The following is a 19,153-nucleotide window of genomic DNA, read 5'->3' as shown; positions in this document are numbered from 1 at the left end:
CTGGTAGGATGGATTTCAACAATGCTGATCAGCGCCTGCGTTCCACTGGAAAGTAGCAGCGCTCAATCTCTCTTTGAACCTTCAAACCCCCAGGGAAAATCCCTGATAGAAATTCAAGACACTCCCACCCCAATGCCCGCCCGACCAATTTATCAGCCGGGGGAACTGGTGGATTACACTGCACAAACCGGTGATACATTACCCGCCATAGCGGCGCACTTTAACACCAGCGTGAAAGAAATCCTCGAAGCCAATCCGTTCATTCCGGCTGATGCCACCACCATGCCACCCGGAATGCCGATGAAAATCCCCATTTACTATCAACCGCTGTGGGGCAGTCCTTATCAAATCCTGCCAGACAGTCATTTCGTTAATGGTCCGGCATTGATAGGGTTCGACACCCAAAAGTTCGTCCTGTTACAACCCGGCTGGTTGCGATTTTATAACGAATATGTTGGCGACCGGCAGAGAAACGGCGCGGAGATTGTTGAATATGTAGCCACCAATTACTCCATCAGCCCCAGGGTATTACTCGCCATTCTGGAATATCAGTTGGGAGCATTAACCCAGCCCAAAATGCCTGGGGGACTGGACGAGTATCCCCTGGGAGAAAGAGATATTTCTTACCGCGGGCTTTACCGTCAACTGGCATGGACAGCCAATTTCCTGAATCAGCAATACTACACCTGGCGCAAGGGCCGTTTGGAGATTACTCTGCCAGATGGGCAACTGGAACGTCCCGATCCGTGGCAAAATGCGGCAACGGTGGCATTGCAGGTTTACTTTGCCGGCCGTTTGAATATGGAAGGCTATCGCATTGCCGTATCTTCGGAAGGGTTTGCGCGCACTTACCGGGAATTATTCGGGGAGCCATGGACAACCGATCCCCACATTCCGGGCAGTCTGCGCCAGCCCGAACTGCGTTTGCCGTTTGGTGCGGGAAAATCGTGGGCATTTACCGGAGGCCCCCATACTGCCTGGGGAGAGGGTGAACCGCTTGCCGCGCTGGACTTTGCTCCTCCATCGGTAGTGGGCGGTTGCTCCCCCACCGAGGAATTTGCTACGGCTGTTGCCGGTGGAAAAATTGTGCGCACCGGGACGGGAATTGCCGTGCTGGACCTGGATGGGGATGGCGATGAACGCACTGGTTGGGTCATCTTTTATTTACATCTAGCCTCAGATGGAATGGCGCCACTGGGAAGCGAATTGCAAGCCGGTGATCCCATTGGCAAACCCTCTTGCGAAGGTGGAAGGGCAACCGGAACCCATGTGCATATTGCCCGTAAGTTTAACGGCGAATGGATTCCAGCGGATGGAGTCATTCCGTTCAATCTGGAAGGATGGATTGCGCGCAACGGCGCCTCACCTTACGAGGGGTGGCTTACCCGGCAAAACCGCTCGGTCAAAGCCTGCGTTTGCTCGGATCAGGCAAGTCAAATTCAGTCCCAATCCCGCTAACAACAATCAAAGGAGAGACTTACATCATGGCACTTCAACGTCCTCGAGGTATGACTGCCTTTACTCTGGTTTGGTTCGGGCAGGTGATTTCGCTCATGGGGTCTTCCATGAGTGGATTTGCTTTAACCATCTGGGCATGGAAACTAACCGGTTCGGCAACAGCCCTTTCTCTGATGGCATTCTTCAGTTTTGGACCCTCTATCCTTTTCAGTCCGTTTGCAGGCGTTCTGGTAGACCGCTGGAACAAAAAACTGGTCATGATGCTCAGTGATTTGGCAGCCGGACTGGCAACCATTGTCATTCTAATTCTTTACTCGCAAAACGTCCTGCAAATCTGGCACATGTATGTTGCCGGGGCTTTTATGGGAATTTTCCAGTCTTTCCAATGGCCTGCCTACTCTGCAGCGATTTCGGTGATGATTCCCAAGGAACATTACAGCCGTGCCTCCGGGATGATGTCCCTTGCCGAATGGGGCTCAGGATTGCTCTCTCCTGTACTGGCTGGGGCTCTGATTGGCGTGATTGGCATAAGTGGCATCCTGCTGATCGACATCGTGACCTTCGTTTTTGCCATCAGCATGTTGCTATGGATTGTCATCCCATCAGTACCCCGCTCGCAGGAAGGGCAAGAAGGACAGGGCTCGATCTTCAAAGAGGCTCTTTTTGGTTTTCGTTATATTCTTAACCGGCGCAGTCTGCTCTTTTTGCAACTGGTATTTTTCTCCGGAAATCTCATGTCGACTCTTGCAGGGGTGCTGACCTCTCCAATGATTCTCGCTCGCACCGGCGATAGCGCCCCCATCCTGGGGCTTGTTCAATCTGTTGGGTCGGCGGGAGGAATTGCTGGTAGTCTTCTAATTTCTGTTTGGGGTGGTCCCAAAAAGAAAGTTCTGGGGGTACTGGGAGGCTGGTTCCTGGGCGGATTGCTGGGCGAAATGCTCTACGGATTGCGGTTTGGCTTGCCTGCGTGGATTGCGGCAGCATTCTTTGCCAGTTTCTTTGGGCCTATCATCAACAGTTGCAATCAAGCCATCTGGCAATCCAAAGTACCGCCCGACCTGCAAGGACGCGTTTTTTCCATCCGCCGCATGATTGCCCAGATTACCGCTCCTCTGGCGATGTTAATGGCTGGACCGCTGGCAGACTACGTCTTTGAACCTGCCATGAAAACAGCCTCTTCCCCACTGGCAAGGTTGTTTGCCCCTCTGACAGGTACCGGTGCAGGCGCTGGAATGGGCACCATCATATTCCTGAGTGGTGTGGTCATCTTAGGTGTAGCAATTGCCGGCTGGATGAATCCGCTGGTACGCAACGTGGAAACCCTCATTCCGGACCATGATGCAGTGTCTGCACAGGAATAAGCCATAAAAAATCAGGGCTGTGGGTTGCTCACCCACAGCCCTGCCGGTTTCCTTCTGGCATTAGCCTTCAAGGATGGTAATTTTGTGCTGGATATTCGCCGTCTTGCCCAGCATGGCTTGCGCCGAACAGTATTTATTCTCGGAGAGTTCTACAGCACGTTTAACCGCTTCAGGGTCAATGTTGTGGCCGGTTACAATGTATTCCAGAGTAATCTCGGTAAACACTTTGGGGTGTTCATTTGCCCGTTCTGCATGAGCCCGCACCTCAAAGCCGGTCACCTGCTGGCGTTTCTTTTCAAGGATGGAAATCACGTCCATAGCAGTACAACCTGCCAAGCCGACCAGCAGAAGTTCCATAGGACGGAAGCCATCGTTCTCTCCGCCAACTTCGGGTGCAGCGCCAAGATTTACGGTGAAACCGCTTGACGCCCACCCTTCAAAGGAAAGCCCATGTTTCCAGGTTGCCTTTGCGTCCATTCCCCGCATCCTCCTCAAAAAAATTAATTTCTCGCAAGCGCCCGCTGAATGTGATCAATCAGCATATGCTCGGGTGCTGCGCCTACCATATGCTCAGCCCCGAAGTTGATCGTAGTATGAGGCACGCCAGATACGCCATACTGATCGGAAAGTTCCGGGAATTCCATGGCTTCCACCATCTCGGCTTCCACCATCGGGCTTTCCAGCGCCATTTGATGCGCCAGCACCACCGCGCGCGGGCAGTACGGACAGGTTGGCGTGACAAACACCTGCAGGTGTACCGGTTTGTCCAGAGTCTTCAGGAATTCACGCGTCTCCTTGGAAAGTCCAGAGTCGCGGCGGGACACAATTAAAATGGAATTGACCAGCGAGGTAAATTCGTGTCCTGCAGGAATGCCTTTGTAGCGAATGCCATAGTCGGTCAGAGTGTCCCCATCCTTACCCAAAATCACAAAAGTCGGAACAGCATCCACTTTGTATTGAGCCGCCAGTTCGCGATTCTCGTTCAAATCGTACACTTTGAGTTCTAACTTATCAGATAACTCACACACCTCACTGAGCAACTGGCGGGTTTCCTCGCAGTACTGGCACACCGATTTATCATCCGCACCAAAGAAAAGAATTTGCACTGGCTTTTCTAAAGCCTCAAAGAACTCACGCACCTGTTGTCGAATGTTTTCATCTAACATTTTTTCCATTTTTCATTCTCCTTTTTGTCCCCACGGGACGTAAATTTTCTGGTTTATCAGGTAAAACAACCACCTTCCTGGTATCCACACACCGGGCATGTCAGGTTCAGCATTCCGTCATAATCCAGTACGCCTTGATGACACTTCGGACAGGTCGAGCCCCAGTCCCCTTGCCTTTGAAAATCCAGTGAAGTCAGGACTGGCTTGAGGACTTCATCCTCTACCTGAGACGATTGGGATGAGTGAACCTCTTCCATGCACAAACAGATAGATGCTCGGTGAGTGAAAAAGTTACACAGAGAAATCCAGCCAAAAATCAGGGGCGCAGGTAATCTTCAAGGTTCAGACGCATGTACAGGCGACGGCTGACCTCAGGGGGCATGACATCCTGTTCTTTCTCTTCGTGATATAGTTCAATGGTTTTCCGCAAGGTATTGACCACCACCTGACAATTATGGCATTCCAGCAAATGCCGTTCGATCTCAGCGCACAGATCCTCACTGAGTTCGCCCTCCACGTACTCCCCCAGGGAGTGCAGTAATCGCTCACAGTCTTTCGATTCGGTCATATCCCAACACCTCCATCCGGTGACCATAGTAAGCCGAGAGTTCCTCGCGCAACTTCAAACGCGCTCGTAAAAGCCGGGTTTTGACCGCTGTTTCGGTGATTCCCAGTGTCTCGGCAGTCTCCCGGACGCTCAAATCCTGCAAATCTCGCAGGACAAACACCGCCCGTAAAGCCGGAGAAAGTCGTTCAATTGCCCGGTTCAAAAATTCCCTGGCTTCTGAACTGAGCAATTCATTCTCAGGCAAACAACACCAATCCACAATGTCTCGTGGTTCTTCAATACTTTCCCCATCTTCCTGATTGGTGGTTGAATCTTCCAGCGAGAAAGCCTCCGGACGCTTTTTTCGCAGAAGCATTAAGGCTTCGTTCATGGCTATACGATACAACCAGGTGGAGAGGCTGGAACGCTCTTCAAAATTAGGTAAAGCGCGCAGGGCTTTCAGGAAAGTCTCTTGCAGAACATCCTCAGCGTCCAACCCGTTTCCCAGCATCTTCAACGCCAGGCGATAAATGCCCGGCGAGTACTGCTCCACCATCCGGGCAAATTCTTCCCGATTGCCCGCTTTCAAGGCTTGGATGGAGAGAGGTTTCTTAACGTTCGGCTCATTCATTTAGATGCATTTCCTCAAATTTCGTGACCTGTAATTAAAGCAATTGCCATGTAGGCAGGACATCCAGATCCAGGGGATCGCGCTGTTCATGAAGCCAGCGGTAATATCCTGCCGCCGCAATCATGACAGCGTTATCGGTACACAGAGAGAGGTCCGGGATGTGAACTCGAAACTCATTTTGCCCGGTAAAAGCGGCGCGCAAAGCCAGATTTGCCGAAACGCCACCGGCTAACAAAATCTCCCGGGCTTTGAACATCCGCGCGGCTTGAAGAGTTTTGGCGAACAACACATCGACAACGGCGGCCTGAAAACTGGCAGCCAGGTCTTCTACCGGTAATGACTGTTGTTTTTCCTCAAACTCCCTCACCACTCTCAGCACGGCCGTTTTCAACCCGCTGAAGGAAAAATTCCAGGTGCCGTCCAATCGGGCACGCGGGAAAGAAAAGGCATCGGGGTTGCCCCGCAACGCTGCATTCTGAATGGCAGGTCCCCCGGGATAGGGTAGCCCCAGCAAACGTGCCACCTTGTCAAAGGCTTCTCCCGCGGCATCATCCAGGGTGCCCCCCAGACGTTTGTACTGCAAATGGTCGGTTATCAGGATTAACTCGGTATGCCCGCCAGAGACCAGCAACGCCACCAATGGGAATTGCGGCTCAGGATGATCATCATGCTCATCCCGGCGCACCCAGGCGGCGTACAGGTGACCCTCCAGATGATTTACCCCAATCAGGGGCAAATTGCCCGCCAGCGCAATGCCCTTGGCGGTATTCATTCCAACCACCAGAGAGCCTGCCAACCCCGGTCCTCGCGTGACTGCCACGGCGTCCAGATCTCTCAGGCTGAGGTGAGATTTTTGCAAAGCCTCATCCACCACCGCATAGATGGTGCGAATATGCTGGCGTGAAGCCACTTCAGGAAAGACCCCTCCATACTTCTTATGCAATTCCACCTGTGAAGCCACCACATTCGAGAGAGGGATGCGTCCGTCCTCCACCACCGCCGCGGCGGTCTCATCGCACGAGGTTTCAATGCCCAACACGCGAATGGGCTGTTTGGAGAGGTCTTTACGTTTTTCCATGCTCAAAAACTAACCTTTCAACTTCAACACCAGATCCAGTGGGTAATCTGCCAGGGTTTCAATTTTGCCATCGGGGGCAAGGTAAACGGTATTCTCCAGGCGAACTCCCATGTTCTGGTCAGGGTAATACAAACCCGGTTCTATTGTAACCACACTTCCAGGCAAAAGCACATCATCTTCTGGAGAAGCCATTAACCCGGAAACTGGTTTTTCGTGGATATTTAATCCCACCCCATGCCCCAAACTATGGACATAGCCCACCTCGGTTTGCGGCTGGGTCAGCACAGTAGGATGCCCCATACCTTCGAAAAGTTCGCATGTACGGCGTTGCAGGTCGCGGAAATGTCCATGTACGCGAACTTCGGAAGATACTGCGTGAAACACCGTAAGGACTTGCTCGTACAGTTTTTCTACCGCTCCAGGCGCATACCCAAGACACCAGGTACGGGTCATATCGAAGAAGTATCCACCCCCGGTTTCACAGGGAAAGATATCAAACACGATGGTCTGTCCGGCTCTGAGCACGTCTTCGGCTTTACCACTGGAGTGCGGTACCCCCGCATCCCGCCCAATCGCAAAAATGGTGCCTTCTGGATTTTCCAGATCACGCTCGGCCAACCACAGGTTAATCAAACGTTTGACCCGTCCAACCGTGATGGGTTCACCCTGAGCATCCACCAGAACATCGCCTTTCAGCCTTTGCGAACGCAAGTAATCCGCAGTGAGATCAATGACCTCAACGGTTTTTTGTCCTACCCTGCGAATGCGCTCTACTTCTTCACGATCTTTGGTCAGCATGGCTTGCTGCAAGACTTTATTTTCCACATCCCCCAAAATGGATAACTCTGGAAGTTCTTTTTGAAGCGCATCAAAAAGCGCAAAAGCAACCCCAGCATCATACTGTCCAAAAAGCATCACCCGACCCCGGGTTAAACCCAAATCTTCTAGCATTCGTTTCAGCCGCAAAACACTGGCACGGAAACGATCCTGATTGGCTTCTTTGAGGAATTCGGCAAAAGGATAACTGGAATAACTGCGGGTGATCAAACCGGTTCGGGCGGCTTCATCCCGCTCCATGGGGCCATGGAATAACACCCCTTTCTCACCACGTTTGAGAATCAAATCCGCTTGCGTGATGTGACCGCCACCGGTTAGATAAACCATTGGCGGGTTGTGAGCAGCGGGACCAATAACCCAAATAGCATCCAGTTCGTTTTCTGCCATAAGACGATGAAGATCGCTTTTCATGATGAGGCTTCCTTTCGTCGCTGATTTTGAAGGATATGGCTTAACTGATTCAGAAACAAACCATCTTGCTCAGGTAAAACTGTACGAGGGTCAAACACAACTCGTTCTTCTTCAATACGCGCAATAATGGGTGGGGAACATTTTCTTAAGTTGGCAAGGAAAGCATTGGGTTTGCGCACGTTCAGGGCAAGCACAAAAGTAGGCAAGGTTTCTTCGGGTAGACTTCCGCCCCCAACAGTAGATCGCGAAGGAATGACTTCTCCAAACCCTAGAAAGGTTTGCCATTCCTGGGCTCGTTCCTTGAGCCTCTCAGGTTTTTGGGTAATCATACGCCACACTGGAACCTGCTCTTCGGCTTCCTCTTTCAGGTAATACACCAGCGTTGCGGCAAGCGCGGCAAGAGTCAGTTTATCCGGGCGTACTGCCCGTGCCAAGGGATGTTTCTTGAGGCGTGCAATCCATTCGCTTTTCCCGACAATGATACCCGCCTGAGGTCCTCCCAACAATTTATCCCCTGAGAAGCATACCACATCTGCACCATCGGCAAGCGATTCCTGTACCATGGGTTCATGAGCCAAGCCATACTTTGACGTATCCAGCAAAGCCCCCGAGCCCAGATCATCTACCAGCGGGAGTTGATAGCGATGTGCCAGATCTGCCAAATCTTTCAAAGAGGGTTCCGCAGTAAAACCGATGATGCGGAAATTGCTATGATGAGCTCGCAAGATGAGAGAAACCGAGTGGTGAGAGCGCAAGGCATCTTCATAATCTTCCAGGCGCACCCGATTGGTTGTGCCCACCTCGATTAACTTCGCCCCCGATTGCGCCATGACCTCAGGAACACGAAAGCCACCACCAATTTCCACCAGTTGCGTACGGGAAATCAGCACTCCACGACGGCGCGCCAGGGCAGTTAATACCAGTAACACAGCAGCAGCGTTGTTGTTTACCACCAGTGCTGCTTCAGCCCCGGTGATGCGCCGTAAAAGCATTTCAGCATGCACTGTGCGCGAACCGCGCTCGCCTCGTTCCAGATCATATTCCAGCGTGCAGTACCCCCCTGCCGTCTCTTGCATTGCTCGAAGAGCCGGCAGACTGAGCGGCGCCCTGCCCAAATTGGTATGCAAAATCACCCCGGTGGCATTGATCACCGGAACAAGGGTAGGTGCCAGCCATTGCTCCAAAAGACTTTCCACCCGATTGAGGAGAATTTCCGGGCTGAGGGAGGGACTCTCTGAGGAATTTAACAGGGCTTGACGGGTATCATCCAAAACCGAGCGTACCCCATTGAGCAGAAGAGATCGTCCAAACCTTTTCTGCAAAACCTCTGCCCTGGGGTGTTGCAAAAGAACATCCACAGAAGGAATTTCACGCAGTCGGTTCATCCTCTCCCTGTTCTGGTTGCCAGCGGCTGATTTCATAAATTCTCAAAAGGACCTCAACAATTGCAAAACCACACGCCAGCACAAGAGCCAGCAAAGGGGTGAGCATGCGTCCGATTTGCAACCAGGCAATCAGACAACCATAAATGCCCACCCACATGGCTTCGCGGAGAATCACGCCACTTGTCGCTGGGGGATTGGTGCGGAAACGCAGGTTGAGGAAATACGCTACTGGCAAAGCCAAACCGCTTAAAGCGCACATAAGGAGGTAGAAAAACATCCATCGCGGGAACAATGTAGGCAAGGTGGTCACAACCAGAATGGCTAAACCACCCCAGCCCAAAAGCCCAAGCAGAACACTCGCCCATAAAAAGGAACGAAACGGCGGAAAAGAGTGCGGAACGGTGCTCATAGGATTGATTATAACCTCAATCACCGGTGGAGTACGGCGTGCTCTCTATCAGATGGAGAATCTCCAGCGGTTCTCCACGGGAAGGATCGCGTTGCAAGGAAAGTGCCCCTTGAGAGCAATGCCTCACACAAATTCCACACCCCATACAACTTTCTGCCACAATCACTGCATGCCCGTTGACCTGAATCGCTCCAAAAGGACAAACCCCGGCACAGGTTCCACAAGCAATACATTTATCTTCATCTACCACACTGACGAATCCAGAAGAAATCAGCATGGGTGTGCCTTCACGCTGGGCTTTCATGGCACCGCAACAACAGGAACAGCAATTGCAAATGGCATAGAAGCGCCCCAGCATGGCATCCTTGAAAAAGGCATGGTGCACGTGCCCGCGTTCGTCTTCATCTTCCAGGATTTTCATGGCTTCTTCAGAAGTAATGCGCCTTGCACGTTTTGGGTGATGTTCCAGAACAAAACTGACGAAGGGTTCTCCTACAATCAGACACACGTCCAGGGGAAGACAGGGATGAGGCTTGCCAGCCCGACAGGGACAATCCAGCACGGCGATATGATCGGGGTTTTCCAGAATTAAGTCCCGAGCACGGGTAAAGGGAATAACCTGTTCAAGATTCTCCACACGGATAGGTTGTTTGATGGACACCAGGCGCTTTGCTTCTTCCACCGGCATGACCTTGCCATGGTAGGTGTCGGCAAAACCGGTAGGTTGCCCATTCTTTTTTGCCTGAGCCTCAATCAGACGTCCCAAGAAACCCAGCAACGGAGCTAGGCGACGAGAAAGCGGATGGTCCCCTTTGGCTAAAGAGATATAGAGGTAAGGGAAACGCAAATATATATAGCCATGGATTAAGTCGAAGAAAGAGAAATCTCTGGTTTTTCTGCCTTCTTTCAGGTAAGCCCGCGTGGAAGGTTTAAGCCATAGGAATTTCATTGTATTCCTCCGGAAAACTTTTTCTCATTGTATATCTTTCAGATGAAAAGTGCGCAAAAATTTTTGCGCTTTTGCATCAAATATGGTATGATTGAACGAAATTTAGCGGGCGATTTTGCCCACTCATCGAGAGAGGTGGAGGGACCGGCCCTGTGAAGCCTCGGCAACCGGCAAGGCAGTCGGTGCCAATTCCGGCAGATGTACCGCGAAAAGCGGTCTTCTGGAAGATGAGGCAATTGGATTGAACCATAAGCCTCTCTTTCCAGGGAGGTTTTTTGTTTCATTTTTACTTGTGGAGACGTTATGAAGCGCATTTACACCAATCGCCGATACCTGGACCTGATTCAAAAACGTGTTGCCATTTTTGATGGCGCGATGGGCACCAGCCTGCAAAAACAAAACCTGACCGCCGAACATTTCGGTGGAGAGCGATATGTTGGTTGTAATGATTATCTAGTCCTCACTTATCCTCAAGCGGTAGAAACCGTACACCGGTCGTTTCTGGAAGCTGGTGTGGACGTCCTGGAAACCGATACTTTCCGCTCCAACCGCATCACCCTGGCAGAATATGGACTGCAAAATCGGGTACTGGATATCAACCGCGCTGCTGCCAACCTGGCACGTCGTCTGGCAGATGAATATACCCGCAAAACCGGCCAAATGCGCTTGGTAGCCGGTTCGATTGGCCCTTCGGGTAAGTTACCCTCGATGAATGATCCAGAACTTTCCAATATCACTTTTGATGAACTGGCGGATGTTTTTCGAGAACAAGCCCGGGGTTTAATGGAAGGCGGAGTTGATCTTCTCCTGATTGAAACTTCTCAGGATATTCTGGAAGTCAAAGCCGCCATCACAGGTATTCAACAAGCCTTTACCGAGACCGGCATTGTGATCCCCTTGCAAGCGCAGGTGACTCTGGACACTACCGGTAGAATGTTACTGGGAACAGACATCGCCGCTGTGCTGGCCATTCTGGAAGGCATGCCCATTGATGCCATTGGACTGAACTGCTCCACCGGTCCAGATTACATGCGCGAGCCTATTCGCTACCTGGCAGAACATGCTCCCGTACCCGTGTCCTGTATTCCCAACGCTGGTTTGCCTCTGAACGTGGATGGGCAAGCCGTTTACCCGCTAGAACCCGAACCTTTTGCCACCGCTTTAAGCGAGTATGTGGACAGGTTTGGTGTAGGGATTGTCGGTGGATGTTGTGGCACTACCCCGGAACACCTGCGAAAACTGGTAGAAAAAATTGATGCTCATCCAGCCTCTCATCGTCCCATCTTCAGCCTGCCCAAACTGGCTTCAGCGACCCAAGCCGTTCTCATGGTCCAGGAACCAGCGCCTTTCCTGATTGGGGAGCGATTGAATACCCAGGGAAGCGCCCGCTTCAAAAAGATGATTCTGGCAGAAGATTTTGAAGGCGCGCTGGAAATTGCCCGTCAGCAGGTCGAGGCTGGCGCCCATGGTCTGGACTTGTGTACCGCTCTGACCGAACGCTCCGACGAAGGCGAATTAATGCGCCGTTTGATTAAAACGCTGGCGCCCACCGTGCGGGTGCCGTTTGTGATTGACACCACCGAGCCGGATGTCATGGAAATTGCGCTGAAGACGGCTCCAGGGCGCTGTTTGCTTAACTCAGTAAATCTGGAAGCGGGAGCAGCCAAAGCCACTCGTATTCTGCAACTGGCAAAGATGTATAACGCCGCTGTCATCGCCCTGACCATTGACGAACAGGGCATGGCAAAAACTGCCCAGCGCAAACTGGAGATTGCCCGCAGAATCTACCACCTTGCGGTGGATGAAATGGGTTTGCGCCCACAGGATTTAGTCTTTGATGCCCTGACCTTCACCCTTGCAACCGGAGATCCGGAGTTCAGCCGTTCTGCCATGGAGACCATGGACGGTATCCGGCTCATCAAAGCCGAACTGCCCGGGGTTCTGACTTCGCTGGGCGTGTCTAACGTTTCTTTCGGGTTGAAACCCGCCGCGCGCGGCGTGCTGAACAGCGTTATGCTGTATCACTGTGTGCAGGCTGGACTGGACATGGCAATTGTCAACCCGGCACAGATCACCCCTTACCCGGACATCCCTGCTGAAGAGCGAGAACTTGCCGAGGACTTGATTTTCAACCGCCGACCGGACGCACTCCAGCGTTTGATTGAATACTTTGAATCGCATGGGAAAGAAGAACAAAAAACCACTGCTCAGCATTCTGCTCTGGAAGGGAAAACTGCCGAAGAACGCCTGCACTGGCGCATTGTGCATCGCCAGAAAGAAGGCGTAGAGGCAGATATTGACGAAATTCTTCAGCGTCCCAGCCAGCAATCGCGCCATGAGACGGCTGTGCGGGTGCTCAACGAAGTACTGTTGCCTGCGATGAAAGAAGTAGGCGACCGCTTTGGTGCAGGCGAGTTAATTTTGCCCTTTGTCCTGCAATCGGCAGAGGTGATGAAAAAAGCAGTATCGCATCTGGAACAGTATCTGGAAAAGAAAGAGGGCGTTTCCAAAGGCACACTGGTGCTAGCAACCGTTTATGGCGATGTGCACGACATCGGGAAAAATCTGGTGAAGACCATTCTCAGCAACAACGGCTACACGGTGATTGACCTGGGAAAACAAGTGCCCGCAGAGACCATCATTACCAAAGCAGTCGAGGTGAAAGCCGACGCCATTGGGCTGAGCGCCCTTCTGGTAAGTACCAGCAAGCAAATGCCCCTGATTGTCAATGAGTTGCACCGCCGCGGGTTGAAATTCCCGGTGTTGATTGGTGGAGCAGCCATCAACCGTAACTTTGGCAGAAGAATTTTGCAAACCGAAGACGGCAGTTTTTACGATCCGGGTGTCTTTTACTGTAAGGATGCCTTTGAGGGCTTATCCACTATGGATGCCTTGATGGACGCCGGCACCCGCCTCACACTGGTTCAACAAATCATCCGTGAGGCTGAAATTGAACTGGGACGGCGCCCTGCTCGTGAACGCTCGCTCTCCAGCGGCATAGAGCGTTCCGAAACTCCAGCCGCACCCCGCATCCCCCAGGCACCCTTCTGGGGTGCAAAAGTGGTTCACAGCATGCCGCTGGAACTGGTGTTCCAGCACCTCTCCATCAATGAATTGTTCCGCCTTTCGTGGGGTGCAAAGAACACGCATGGAGAAGCCTGGAAACAACTGGAAGCAGAATTTACCCAGCGATTGGAGCAAATGAAACGCGAAGCCCTCAAAGAAGGCTGGTTGAAGCCCCAGGGAGTGTACGGATACTTCCCGGCTCAGTCCGATGGCAACGACCTCGTCATCTACAATCCACAATCGCTGGACACAGGTAAACCTGTGGAACTGGTGCGCTTTACTTTCCCACGCCAACCCGAAGGGGAAAAACTCTGCCTGGCAGATTATTTTGCTCCGGTCGAGTCAGGGCAAATGGATGTGGTGGCTTTCCAGGTGGTGACGGTAGGGGAAAGCGCCACCGAGAAATTTGAACGCCTCCAGGAAGAAGGCAATTACACAGAAGCCTATTACGTCCACGGGTTAGCCGTACAGACTGCCGAAGCCACTGCAGCATATCTGCACAACCATATCCGCCGGGAATTGGGGCTGGATGCAGAACAAGGCAAGCGCTACTCATGGGGCTATCCTGCTATTCCGGACCTTGCGGATCATCAGAAGGTGTTCCAGTTATTGCCGGCAGAAAGCGCGTTGAAGATGTCTTTAAGCCCGGCATATCAACTGATTCCCGAACAATCCACTGCGGCGATTATCGTGCACCACCCGCAGGCAAAGTACTTCAATGTAGGGGAATCGCGGATTGAACAGTTAATGCGGTAAATTTTGGGAGGTTGTATGAAGTTTAAAGAATTACTTAAAGAAAAACGTCCACTTCTTTCAGATGGCGCTATGGGCACCCTGCTCCATCAGAGAGGCGTGGATTTTAGCGAGTGTTTTGATGCTCTCAATCTTACCAATCCCGCCCTGGTGGCAGACATCCACCGGGCATATATTGACGCAGGTTCACAAATCATCCAGACCAATACTTTCGGTGCAAATCGCTACAAACTGGCAAAACATGGGCTGGAAAACCAGGTGGCGGAAATCAACCGGGCAGGGGTAGATCTGGCGCAGCGGGTGGTTTTGGCTTCCTTCAAAGATATCTTAATCGCCGGGGATGTTGGTCCACTGGGAGTACGGCTGGCGCCCTTTGGGCGGGTACAGTTAGATCAAGCCTATGATGCCTTTCTGGAGCAGATTCAAGCCCTCTCAGATGCTGGCATTGACCTGCTCATCATTGAAACCATGACCGACCTTTACGAAGTTATTGAAGCCATTCGCGCTGCCCGCGCTGTGGACCCCGACTTGCCTGTTGTAGCCTCAATGACTTTCACCCGCGACGACCGCACCATGCTGGGCGATTCCCCGGAAAAGGTAGCCCGAAGGATTCACGAAGCCGGCGCGGATGTAATTGGGATTAACTGCTCTGGTGGACCCAACCAGATTTTGCGCATTCTCAAGCAAATGCGTCAGGCAGTGCCCGATGCTGTATATTCGGTCATGCCTAACGCCGGCTGGCCCGAACAGGTTGGCGGGCGCATCATGTACCCGGCGGCTCCGGAGTACTTCGGCGAGTACGCGCAGGCATTTTGCGAAGCCGGAGCCACGTTGATGGGCGGGTGCTGTGGTACTACCCCCAAACATATTGAAGCCATGGCGCAGGCGCTTCACACCAATCCACGTCCCTGTCTCTCAGACCAAATTCTGGTCATCTCGAACAACCACCAGGAAGTTACCGAACAACCTGAGCATCCTACCCAACTGGCGCAGAAACTGGCACAGGGGCAATTCGTCGTTGCTGTGGAGATGGACCCGCCGCGCGGATTTTCCACTCACAAATTGCTGGCAGGTGCTTCTTTGCTGGCAGAGGCAGGCGCCGATGTCATTGACGTTGCCGACTCTCCCATGGCACGTATGCGCATGAGTCCCTGGGCTGTCTGCGACCTGATTCAGGATAAAATTGGCATTGAGACCGTCCTGCATTTCCCTACGCGAGGCAGAAATCTTCTGCGGGTTCAGGGTGACCTGCTGGCGGCGCATGCGCTGGGGATTCGCAACGTGTTTGTGGTCATGGGCGACCCCACCGCCATTGGCGATTATCCTACCGCCATGGATAATTATGATCTTGTTCCTTCGGGCTTGATTCAGTTAATCAAACAGGGATTTAACGCCGGGGTAGACCATTCAGGAGCAGATATCGGGCAGCCCACTTCGTTCTTTGTGGGGTGCGCACTTAATCTCAACCCGGCTGACCCGGACAACGAGATCAAGAACCTGAAACGCAAACTGCGCGCCGGCGCCGACTTTATTCTGACACAACCGATTTACGAAATCGAACCGGCAAAAGCATTCCTGGAACAAATTGAGGTTGCCCTGGGTGGTCCTCTACCCATTCCCCTGATGGTGGGAATCCTGCCGCTGGCCAGCAGTCGGCACGCCAACTTCCTGCATCAGGAGGTTCCTGGCATTACCATCCCGGAGGAAATTCGTGTTCGCATGGAACAAGCCGGAGAAAACGGCGCACGGGAAGGCATTCGCATTGCCATCGAACTGGCAGAACAGATTCACACCATCGCCCAGGGCATCTATATCATGCCGGCCTTCAACCGTTTTGATTACGCCGCTGAAATCATTGAAGCCGTAAAGAGCAAAGAGCCTGCCAGCAGATAACTTCCCGTGCTATACTTTGGGAAAAACAACAGAATGGCAGGATTCTATGCTGCTGACCATTGACATCGGTAATACCAACCTTACCCTGGGGCTTTTCGAGGGAGATCGCCTCGGAGCCCATTGGCGTCTTGCCACCGACCATGAACGCATGCCCGATGAATTCGGCATTCAAATTCTCGGGTTGCTGCAACATGGCGGGTGCTCCGTTGCCCAGTTAGAGGGAGTTTGCCTGGCTTCGGTCGTTCCTCCATTGACAGGGAGAATCGTTGAAGCCTGTAAAGCCTATCTGGGGAAACAACCCCTGGTGGTTGACTCCACTATCAAGACAGGTATTCAAATTTGCTACGACAACCCAATGGCAGTAGGGGCTGATCGCATCGTGGATGCAGTAGCCGTCAAAGCCCTCTACGGTGGTCCCGCCTGTATTGTAGATTTTGGCACCGCCACTACATTCGATGCCATCAGCGCCGAGGGAGACTACCTGGGCGGCGCCATTGCCCCCGGGATTGGCATTGCCGCAGATGCACTCACCCGCCGCACTGCCCAGTTGCCCCGTATTAACCTTGAACGCCCACCTTCGGTGATTGGCAAGAATACCGTTCATGCCATGCAATCCGGGTTATTGTTTGGCTATGTTGCTCTGGTCGAAGGGATGATTGCCCGCTTCCGCAAGGAACTGGGCGAAACCATGAAAACGATTGCCACCGGCGGGCTGGCTGAAATTATTACCCGGGAAACCGATGTCATCCAGATTGTCAACCCCTGGTTGACACTGGAAGGGTTGCGCATGTTGTGGGAGATGAATCAGGAATGAGCAATCCAATTGCTGGAAAATCAATTACCCTGGGAGTTACCGGATCGATTGCGGCATACAAAGCCGCCGATTTAGCCTCGAAACTGCACCAATCTGGCGCGCAGGTGGATGTCATCCTCACTGACGCGGCGCTCAAATTCATCACCCCATTAACGTTCCAATCGGTAACTGCCCGAAAAGCCTATACCGATGCCGACCTGTGGGGTGGAGAAGGGCATGTCACCCATGTAGCCATCGGGCACGCCGCCGACCTGGTTATTGTTGCCCCCGCTTCGGCAAACACTATTGCCAAACTTGCCTACGGCATTGCCGACAATCTTTTGACGGTCACTGTGCTTGCCTCCACCTGCCCCCTGCTGATTGCCCCAGCCATGGACGCCGGCATGTTCTCCAACCCGGCAACCCAAAAAAACCTGGAAATTCTCCGCGAAAGAGGAGCGGTTATTGTTGGGCCCGCAGAAGGACATCTGGCTTCGGGTTTGGTCGGCAAAGGACGCATGGTGGAACCTCTGGAGATCCTGGGAGAAGTGCGTTACCTGCTCTCCCGCAAAGGGCCACTGGCAGGAAAACATGTAGTGGTCACCGCCGGAGGCACGCAAGAGCCTATTGATCCGGTGCGATTCATCACCAACCGCTCTTCCGGAAAACAGGGGTATGCTGTAGCCCAAGCCGCACTGGATATGGGAGCCGATGTCACCCTCATTACCACCCCCACGGCGCTGAACGCCCCCTGCGGGGCTACGGTCATTCACGTACGTACCGCCGAAGAAATGCTTCATGCAGTCCTCACCTACTCCCGAAGTGCCGATTTGCTGGTCATGTCTGCAGCCGTTGCCGATTTTCGCCCGGCACAAAGCGCCGAGCAAAAAATCAAAAAAACCGGCAAGGAACTGGCCCTGACATTGATGCCCACCAGAGACATTCTGGCAACGGTGAAGGAAAAACGCCAGCAAAGCGGCTTTCCACGCCATGTCATTGGATTTGCCGCCGAAACCGAAGACCTGCTGAACAACGCCCAAAAGAAACTGGAAACCAAGGGGCTGGATATGATCGTTGCCAATAACGTGAGCGCAACCGATGCAGGATTTGAGGTCGAAACCAATCGGGTATCTTTCCTGTTTGCTGATGGCAGAAAAATTGACCTTCCTCTCCAATCCAAATACGCAGTAGCAGAACGCATTCTGGAGGAGGCGCTCTCTTGGTTGTGAAGAAATTTGGGCTCTTGTGGGGAATTTTCTTCCTGGTCATCCTCGGAATCAGCGCTTGCGAGACGACCCCGCCCCAGCCAGTGGTATGGTCCGCCGCCGAGCCGGAAAAAGCCCTGGCTCAAGACATTCCCGAAACGTTACCCACCCCCCGACTGGAACAACGTCCCATCCCCACACCAACGCCCATGCCACTGAGTGAACTGCCTGAGCACCCTGACAATATCAATCCGCTCACCGGATTGCCCGTGAGCGATGTGAGCCGTTTGGAACGACGTCCGGTGATGGTGAAAATTTCCAACTACCCGCGCGCCGGACGCCCTCATATGGGATTGTCACACGCCGACCTGGTGTTCGAGTACTACATTGGGTTAGGATTTAACCGCTTTCTGGCAGTCTTTTTGGGGGATGATGCTGCTTTGGCAGGGCCAGTACGTTCAGGGCGACTGGTGGATGCTCAATTGGCAGAAATGTACCAGGGGATTCTGTTTTACGGCAATGCCGACGACCGTACAGATGAAGTGCTGGTACAGGAATTGGGTCCACGTGCTCTGGCTGAACGCGATATTCCTTCCCCACCCAAGTACCGCATCGAGGCAGAAATCCCGGAAACCACCTTGTTTGTGAACACCCGGGAATTGTCTGAATACTACACGAATTCCGGACGGGGAAGCAATGAGCGGCGGGATTTGCGGGGCATGATTTTCAGCGATCAAATTCACCCTGTCAACGAGAAAGCCGATTTTCTCGCCGTGCAATTCAGTCGTCAGGCGCGCGGAGAATGGCGTTACAACCCCGAAACCGGACTGTATGAGCGCTGGATAGAAGCCGGTTCCAGCGAGGAAACCATTCCCATGATTCGGCTTGTTGATCGGGAAAACAACAAGCAGATTGCCTTTGCAAACGTCATCCTGCTATTTGCTACTTACACGGAATACGCTCCCACCCTGCATGATATTGCTCTGTTTGACCAGAACAGTGGAAAACGGGCAATCTTTTTCCGCGATGGAGTGCGCATTGAAGGCACCTGGGTGACCGCCAGCAATGGACGTCCCATTCAATTCTTTAACTCGTACGGTTTACCCATGCACCTGAAACCGGGTAATTCGTGGATTGTCCTGGTGGGAGAAACCTCTATCTTTCGTAATCTTGCCCCCGGACAATGGGAACTGCGTTTTGATATCCCGTGA

At 52.7% G+C, this 19,153-nt stretch carries 16 protein-coding genes and 1 riboswitch; of the genes, 7 read left to right on the top strand and 9 right to left on the bottom strand.

Annotated elements, in window-relative coordinates:
* The first annotated feature begins 21 nt into the window (after nucleotides 1–21).
* On the top strand, nucleotides 22–1,458 hold the full coding sequence (locus tag ANT_RS06055) for a LasA N-terminal domain-containing protein (protein WP_041454739.1): 1,437 nt from the start codon (nucleotides 22–24) through the stop codon (nucleotides 1,456–1,458).
* A gap of 26 nt (nucleotides 1,459–1,484) precedes the next feature.
* On the top strand, nucleotides 1,485–2,819 hold the full coding sequence (locus tag ANT_RS06050; RefSeq protein WP_013559629.1) for an MFS transporter: 1,335 nt from the start codon (nucleotides 1,485–1,487) through the stop codon (nucleotides 2,817–2,819).
* A gap of 60 nt (nucleotides 2,820–2,879) precedes the next feature.
* On the opposite strand, the gene ANT_RS06045 is transcribed toward ANT_RS06050, so the two are convergent.
* The 9 genes from ANT_RS06045 to ANT_RS06005 form a co-directional block, all read right to left on the bottom strand.
* Nucleotides 2,880–3,296 (bottom strand): OsmC family protein, encoded by a 417-nt coding sequence (locus ANT_RS06045; RefSeq protein WP_013559628.1) that lies wholly within the window; start codon nucleotides 3,294–3,296, stop codon nucleotides 2,880–2,882.
* Nucleotides 3,297–3,319: 23 nt separating this feature from the next.
* Entirely contained in the window at nucleotides 3,320–3,994 is a 675-nt protein-coding gene (gene pdo, locus ANT_RS06040) for a protein disulfide oxidoreductase (protein ID WP_013559627.1), read from the bottom strand.
* A gap of 307 nt (nucleotides 3,995–4,301) precedes the next feature.
* Nucleotides 4,302–4,553 carry an anti-sigma factor family protein gene (locus tag ANT_RS06035; RefSeq protein ID WP_013559625.1) on the bottom strand — a complete coding sequence of 84 codons (252 nt, stop codon included), beginning with the start codon at nucleotides 4,551–4,553 and terminating at the stop codon, nucleotides 4,302–4,304.
* Entirely contained in the window at nucleotides 4,531–5,163 is a 633-nt protein-coding gene (locus tag ANT_RS06030; RefSeq protein WP_013559624.1) for an RNA polymerase sigma factor, read from the bottom strand. The genes ANT_RS06035 and ANT_RS06030 overlap by 23 nt, the downstream gene beginning before the upstream one ends.
* A 34-nt stretch (nucleotides 5,164–5,197) precedes the next feature.
* The gene (tsaD, locus tag ANT_RS06025) at nucleotides 5,198–6,241 is read right to left on the bottom strand and encodes a tRNA (adenosine(37)-N6)-threonylcarbamoyltransferase complex transferase subunit TsaD (protein WP_013559623.1); all 1,044 of its coding nucleotides are present in this window, start codon (nucleotides 6,239–6,241) and stop codon (nucleotides 5,198–5,200) included.
* A 9-nt stretch (nucleotides 6,242–6,250) separates the two neighbouring features.
* A complete protein-coding gene (locus tag ANT_RS06020; RefSeq protein ID WP_013559622.1) occupies nucleotides 6,251–7,489 on the bottom strand; it encodes a M24 family metallopeptidase in 1,239 nt (412 codons plus the stop codon).
* Nucleotides 7,486–8,874 (bottom strand): L-seryl-tRNA(Sec) selenium transferase, encoded by a 1,389-nt coding sequence (gene selA / locus ANT_RS06015; RefSeq protein ID WP_013559621.1) that lies wholly within the window; start codon nucleotides 8,872–8,874, stop codon nucleotides 7,486–7,488. Before selA ends, ANT_RS06020 begins: the two co-directional genes overlap by 4 nt.
* A complete protein-coding gene (locus ANT_RS06010; RefSeq protein ID WP_013559620.1) occupies nucleotides 8,858–9,283 on the bottom strand; it encodes a hypothetical protein in 426 nt (141 codons plus the stop codon). Before ANT_RS06010 ends, selA begins: the two co-directional genes overlap by 17 nt.
* Nucleotides 9,284–9,299: 16 nt before the next feature.
* Nucleotides 9,300–10,232: a 4Fe-4S dicluster domain-containing protein gene (locus ANT_RS06005; RefSeq protein WP_013559619.1), complete on the bottom strand. Its 933-nt coding sequence runs from the start codon at nucleotides 10,230–10,232 to the stop codon at nucleotides 9,300–9,302.
* Nucleotides 10,233–10,352: 120 nt separating this feature from the next.
* A riboswitch (SAM riboswitch) is annotated at nucleotides 10,353–10,466 on the top strand.
* A 69-nt stretch (nucleotides 10,467–10,535) separates the two neighbouring features.
* On the opposite strand from ANT_RS06005, the gene metH reads away from it, so the two are divergent.
* Genes metH through ANT_RS05980 form a run of 5 tightly spaced genes read left to right on the top strand, consistent with a single transcriptional unit; the run spans nucleotide 10,536 to nucleotide 19,153 of the window.
* Nucleotides 10,536–14,054 carry a methionine synthase gene (gene metH / locus ANT_RS06000; RefSeq protein ID WP_013559618.1) on the top strand — a complete coding sequence of 1,173 codons (3,519 nt, stop codon included), beginning with the start codon at nucleotides 10,536–10,538 and terminating at the stop codon, nucleotides 14,052–14,054.
* A gap of 15 nt (nucleotides 14,055–14,069) precedes the next feature.
* Nucleotides 14,070–15,944, top strand: coding sequence for a bifunctional homocysteine S-methyltransferase/methylenetetrahydrofolate reductase (locus ANT_RS05995; protein WP_041454735.1), 1,875 nt, complete (start codon nucleotides 14,070–14,072; stop codon nucleotides 15,942–15,944).
* Nucleotides 15,945–15,990: 46 nt separating this feature from the next.
* The gene (locus tag ANT_RS05990; RefSeq protein ID WP_013559616.1) at nucleotides 15,991–16,758 is read left to right on the top strand and encodes a type III pantothenate kinase; all 768 of its coding nucleotides are present in this window, start codon (nucleotides 15,991–15,993) and stop codon (nucleotides 16,756–16,758) included.
* Nucleotides 16,755–17,966 carry a bifunctional phosphopantothenoylcysteine decarboxylase/phosphopantothenate--cysteine ligase CoaBC gene (coaBC, locus tag ANT_RS05985; protein WP_013559615.1) on the top strand — a complete coding sequence of 404 codons (1,212 nt, stop codon included), beginning with the start codon at nucleotides 16,755–16,757 and terminating at the stop codon, nucleotides 17,964–17,966. The genes ANT_RS05990 and coaBC overlap by 4 nt, the downstream gene beginning before the upstream one ends.
* Entirely contained in the window at nucleotides 17,963–19,153 is a 1,191-nt protein-coding gene (locus ANT_RS05980; protein ID WP_013559614.1) for a DUF3048 domain-containing protein, read from the top strand. Before coaBC ends, ANT_RS05980 begins: the two co-directional genes overlap by 4 nt.

The sequence above is a fragment of the Anaerolinea thermophila UNI-1 genome (assembly GCF_000199675.1).
Lineage (GTDB): Bacteria > Chloroflexota > Anaerolineae > Anaerolineales > Anaerolineaceae > Anaerolinea > Anaerolinea thermophila.
This window is presented reverse-complemented; position numbering and strand designations above follow the sequence as displayed.

What these genes read in the sequence shown, in the direction of transcription:
- ANT_RS05990 (WP_013559616.1), top strand. Translation starts at nt 15,991, where the DNA reads ATGCTGCTGACCATTGACATCGGTAATACCAACCTTACCCTGGGGCTT.
- ANT_RS06010 (WP_013559620.1), bottom strand. Translation starts at nt 9,283, where the DNA reads ATGAGCACCGTTCCGCACTCTTTTCCGCCGTTTCGTTCCTTTTTATGG.
- ANT_RS05995 (WP_041454735.1), top strand. Translation starts at nt 14,070, where the DNA reads ATGAAGTTTAAAGAATTACTTAAAGAAAAACGTCCACTTCTTTCAGAT.
- ANT_RS06045 (WP_013559628.1), bottom strand. Translation starts at nt 3,296, where the DNA reads ATGGACGCAAAGGCAACCTGGAAACATGGGCTTTCCTTTGAAGGGTGG.
- tsaD (WP_013559623.1), bottom strand. Translation starts at nt 6,241, where the DNA reads ATGGAAAAACGTAAAGACCTCTCCAAACAGCCCATTCGCGTGTTGGGC.
- metH (WP_013559618.1), top strand. Translation starts at nt 10,536, where the DNA reads ATGAAGCGCATTTACACCAATCGCCGATACCTGGACCTGATTCAAAAA.
- ANT_RS06020 (WP_013559622.1), bottom strand. Translation starts at nt 7,489, where the DNA reads ATGAAAAGCGATCTTCATCGTCTTATGGCAGAAAACGAACTGGATGCT.
- ANT_RS06035 (WP_013559625.1), bottom strand. Translation starts at nt 4,553, where the DNA reads ATGACCGAATCGAAAGACTGTGAGCGATTACTGCACTCCCTGGGGGAG.
- ANT_RS06005 (WP_013559619.1), bottom strand. Translation starts at nt 10,232, where the DNA reads ATGAAATTCCTATGGCTTAAACCTTCCACGCGGGCTTACCTGAAAGAA.
- ANT_RS06055 (WP_041454739.1), top strand. Translation starts at nt 22, where the DNA reads ATGCTGATCAGCGCCTGCGTTCCACTGGAAAGTAGCAGCGCTCAATCT.
- ANT_RS06050 (WP_013559629.1), top strand. Translation starts at nt 1,485, where the DNA reads ATGGCACTTCAACGTCCTCGAGGTATGACTGCCTTTACTCTGGTTTGG.
- ANT_RS06030 (WP_013559624.1), bottom strand. Translation starts at nt 5,163, where the DNA reads ATGAATGAGCCGAACGTTAAGAAACCTCTCTCCATCCAAGCCTTGAAA.
- pdo (WP_013559627.1), bottom strand. Translation starts at nt 3,994, where the DNA reads ATGGAAAAAATGTTAGATGAAAACATTCGACAACAGGTGCGTGAGTTC.
- selA (WP_013559621.1), bottom strand. Translation starts at nt 8,874, where the DNA reads ATGAACCGACTGCGTGAAATTCCTTCTGTGGATGTTCTTTTGCAACAC.
- coaBC (WP_013559615.1), top strand. Translation starts at nt 16,755, where the DNA reads ATGAGCAATCCAATTGCTGGAAAATCAATTACCCTGGGAGTTACCGGA.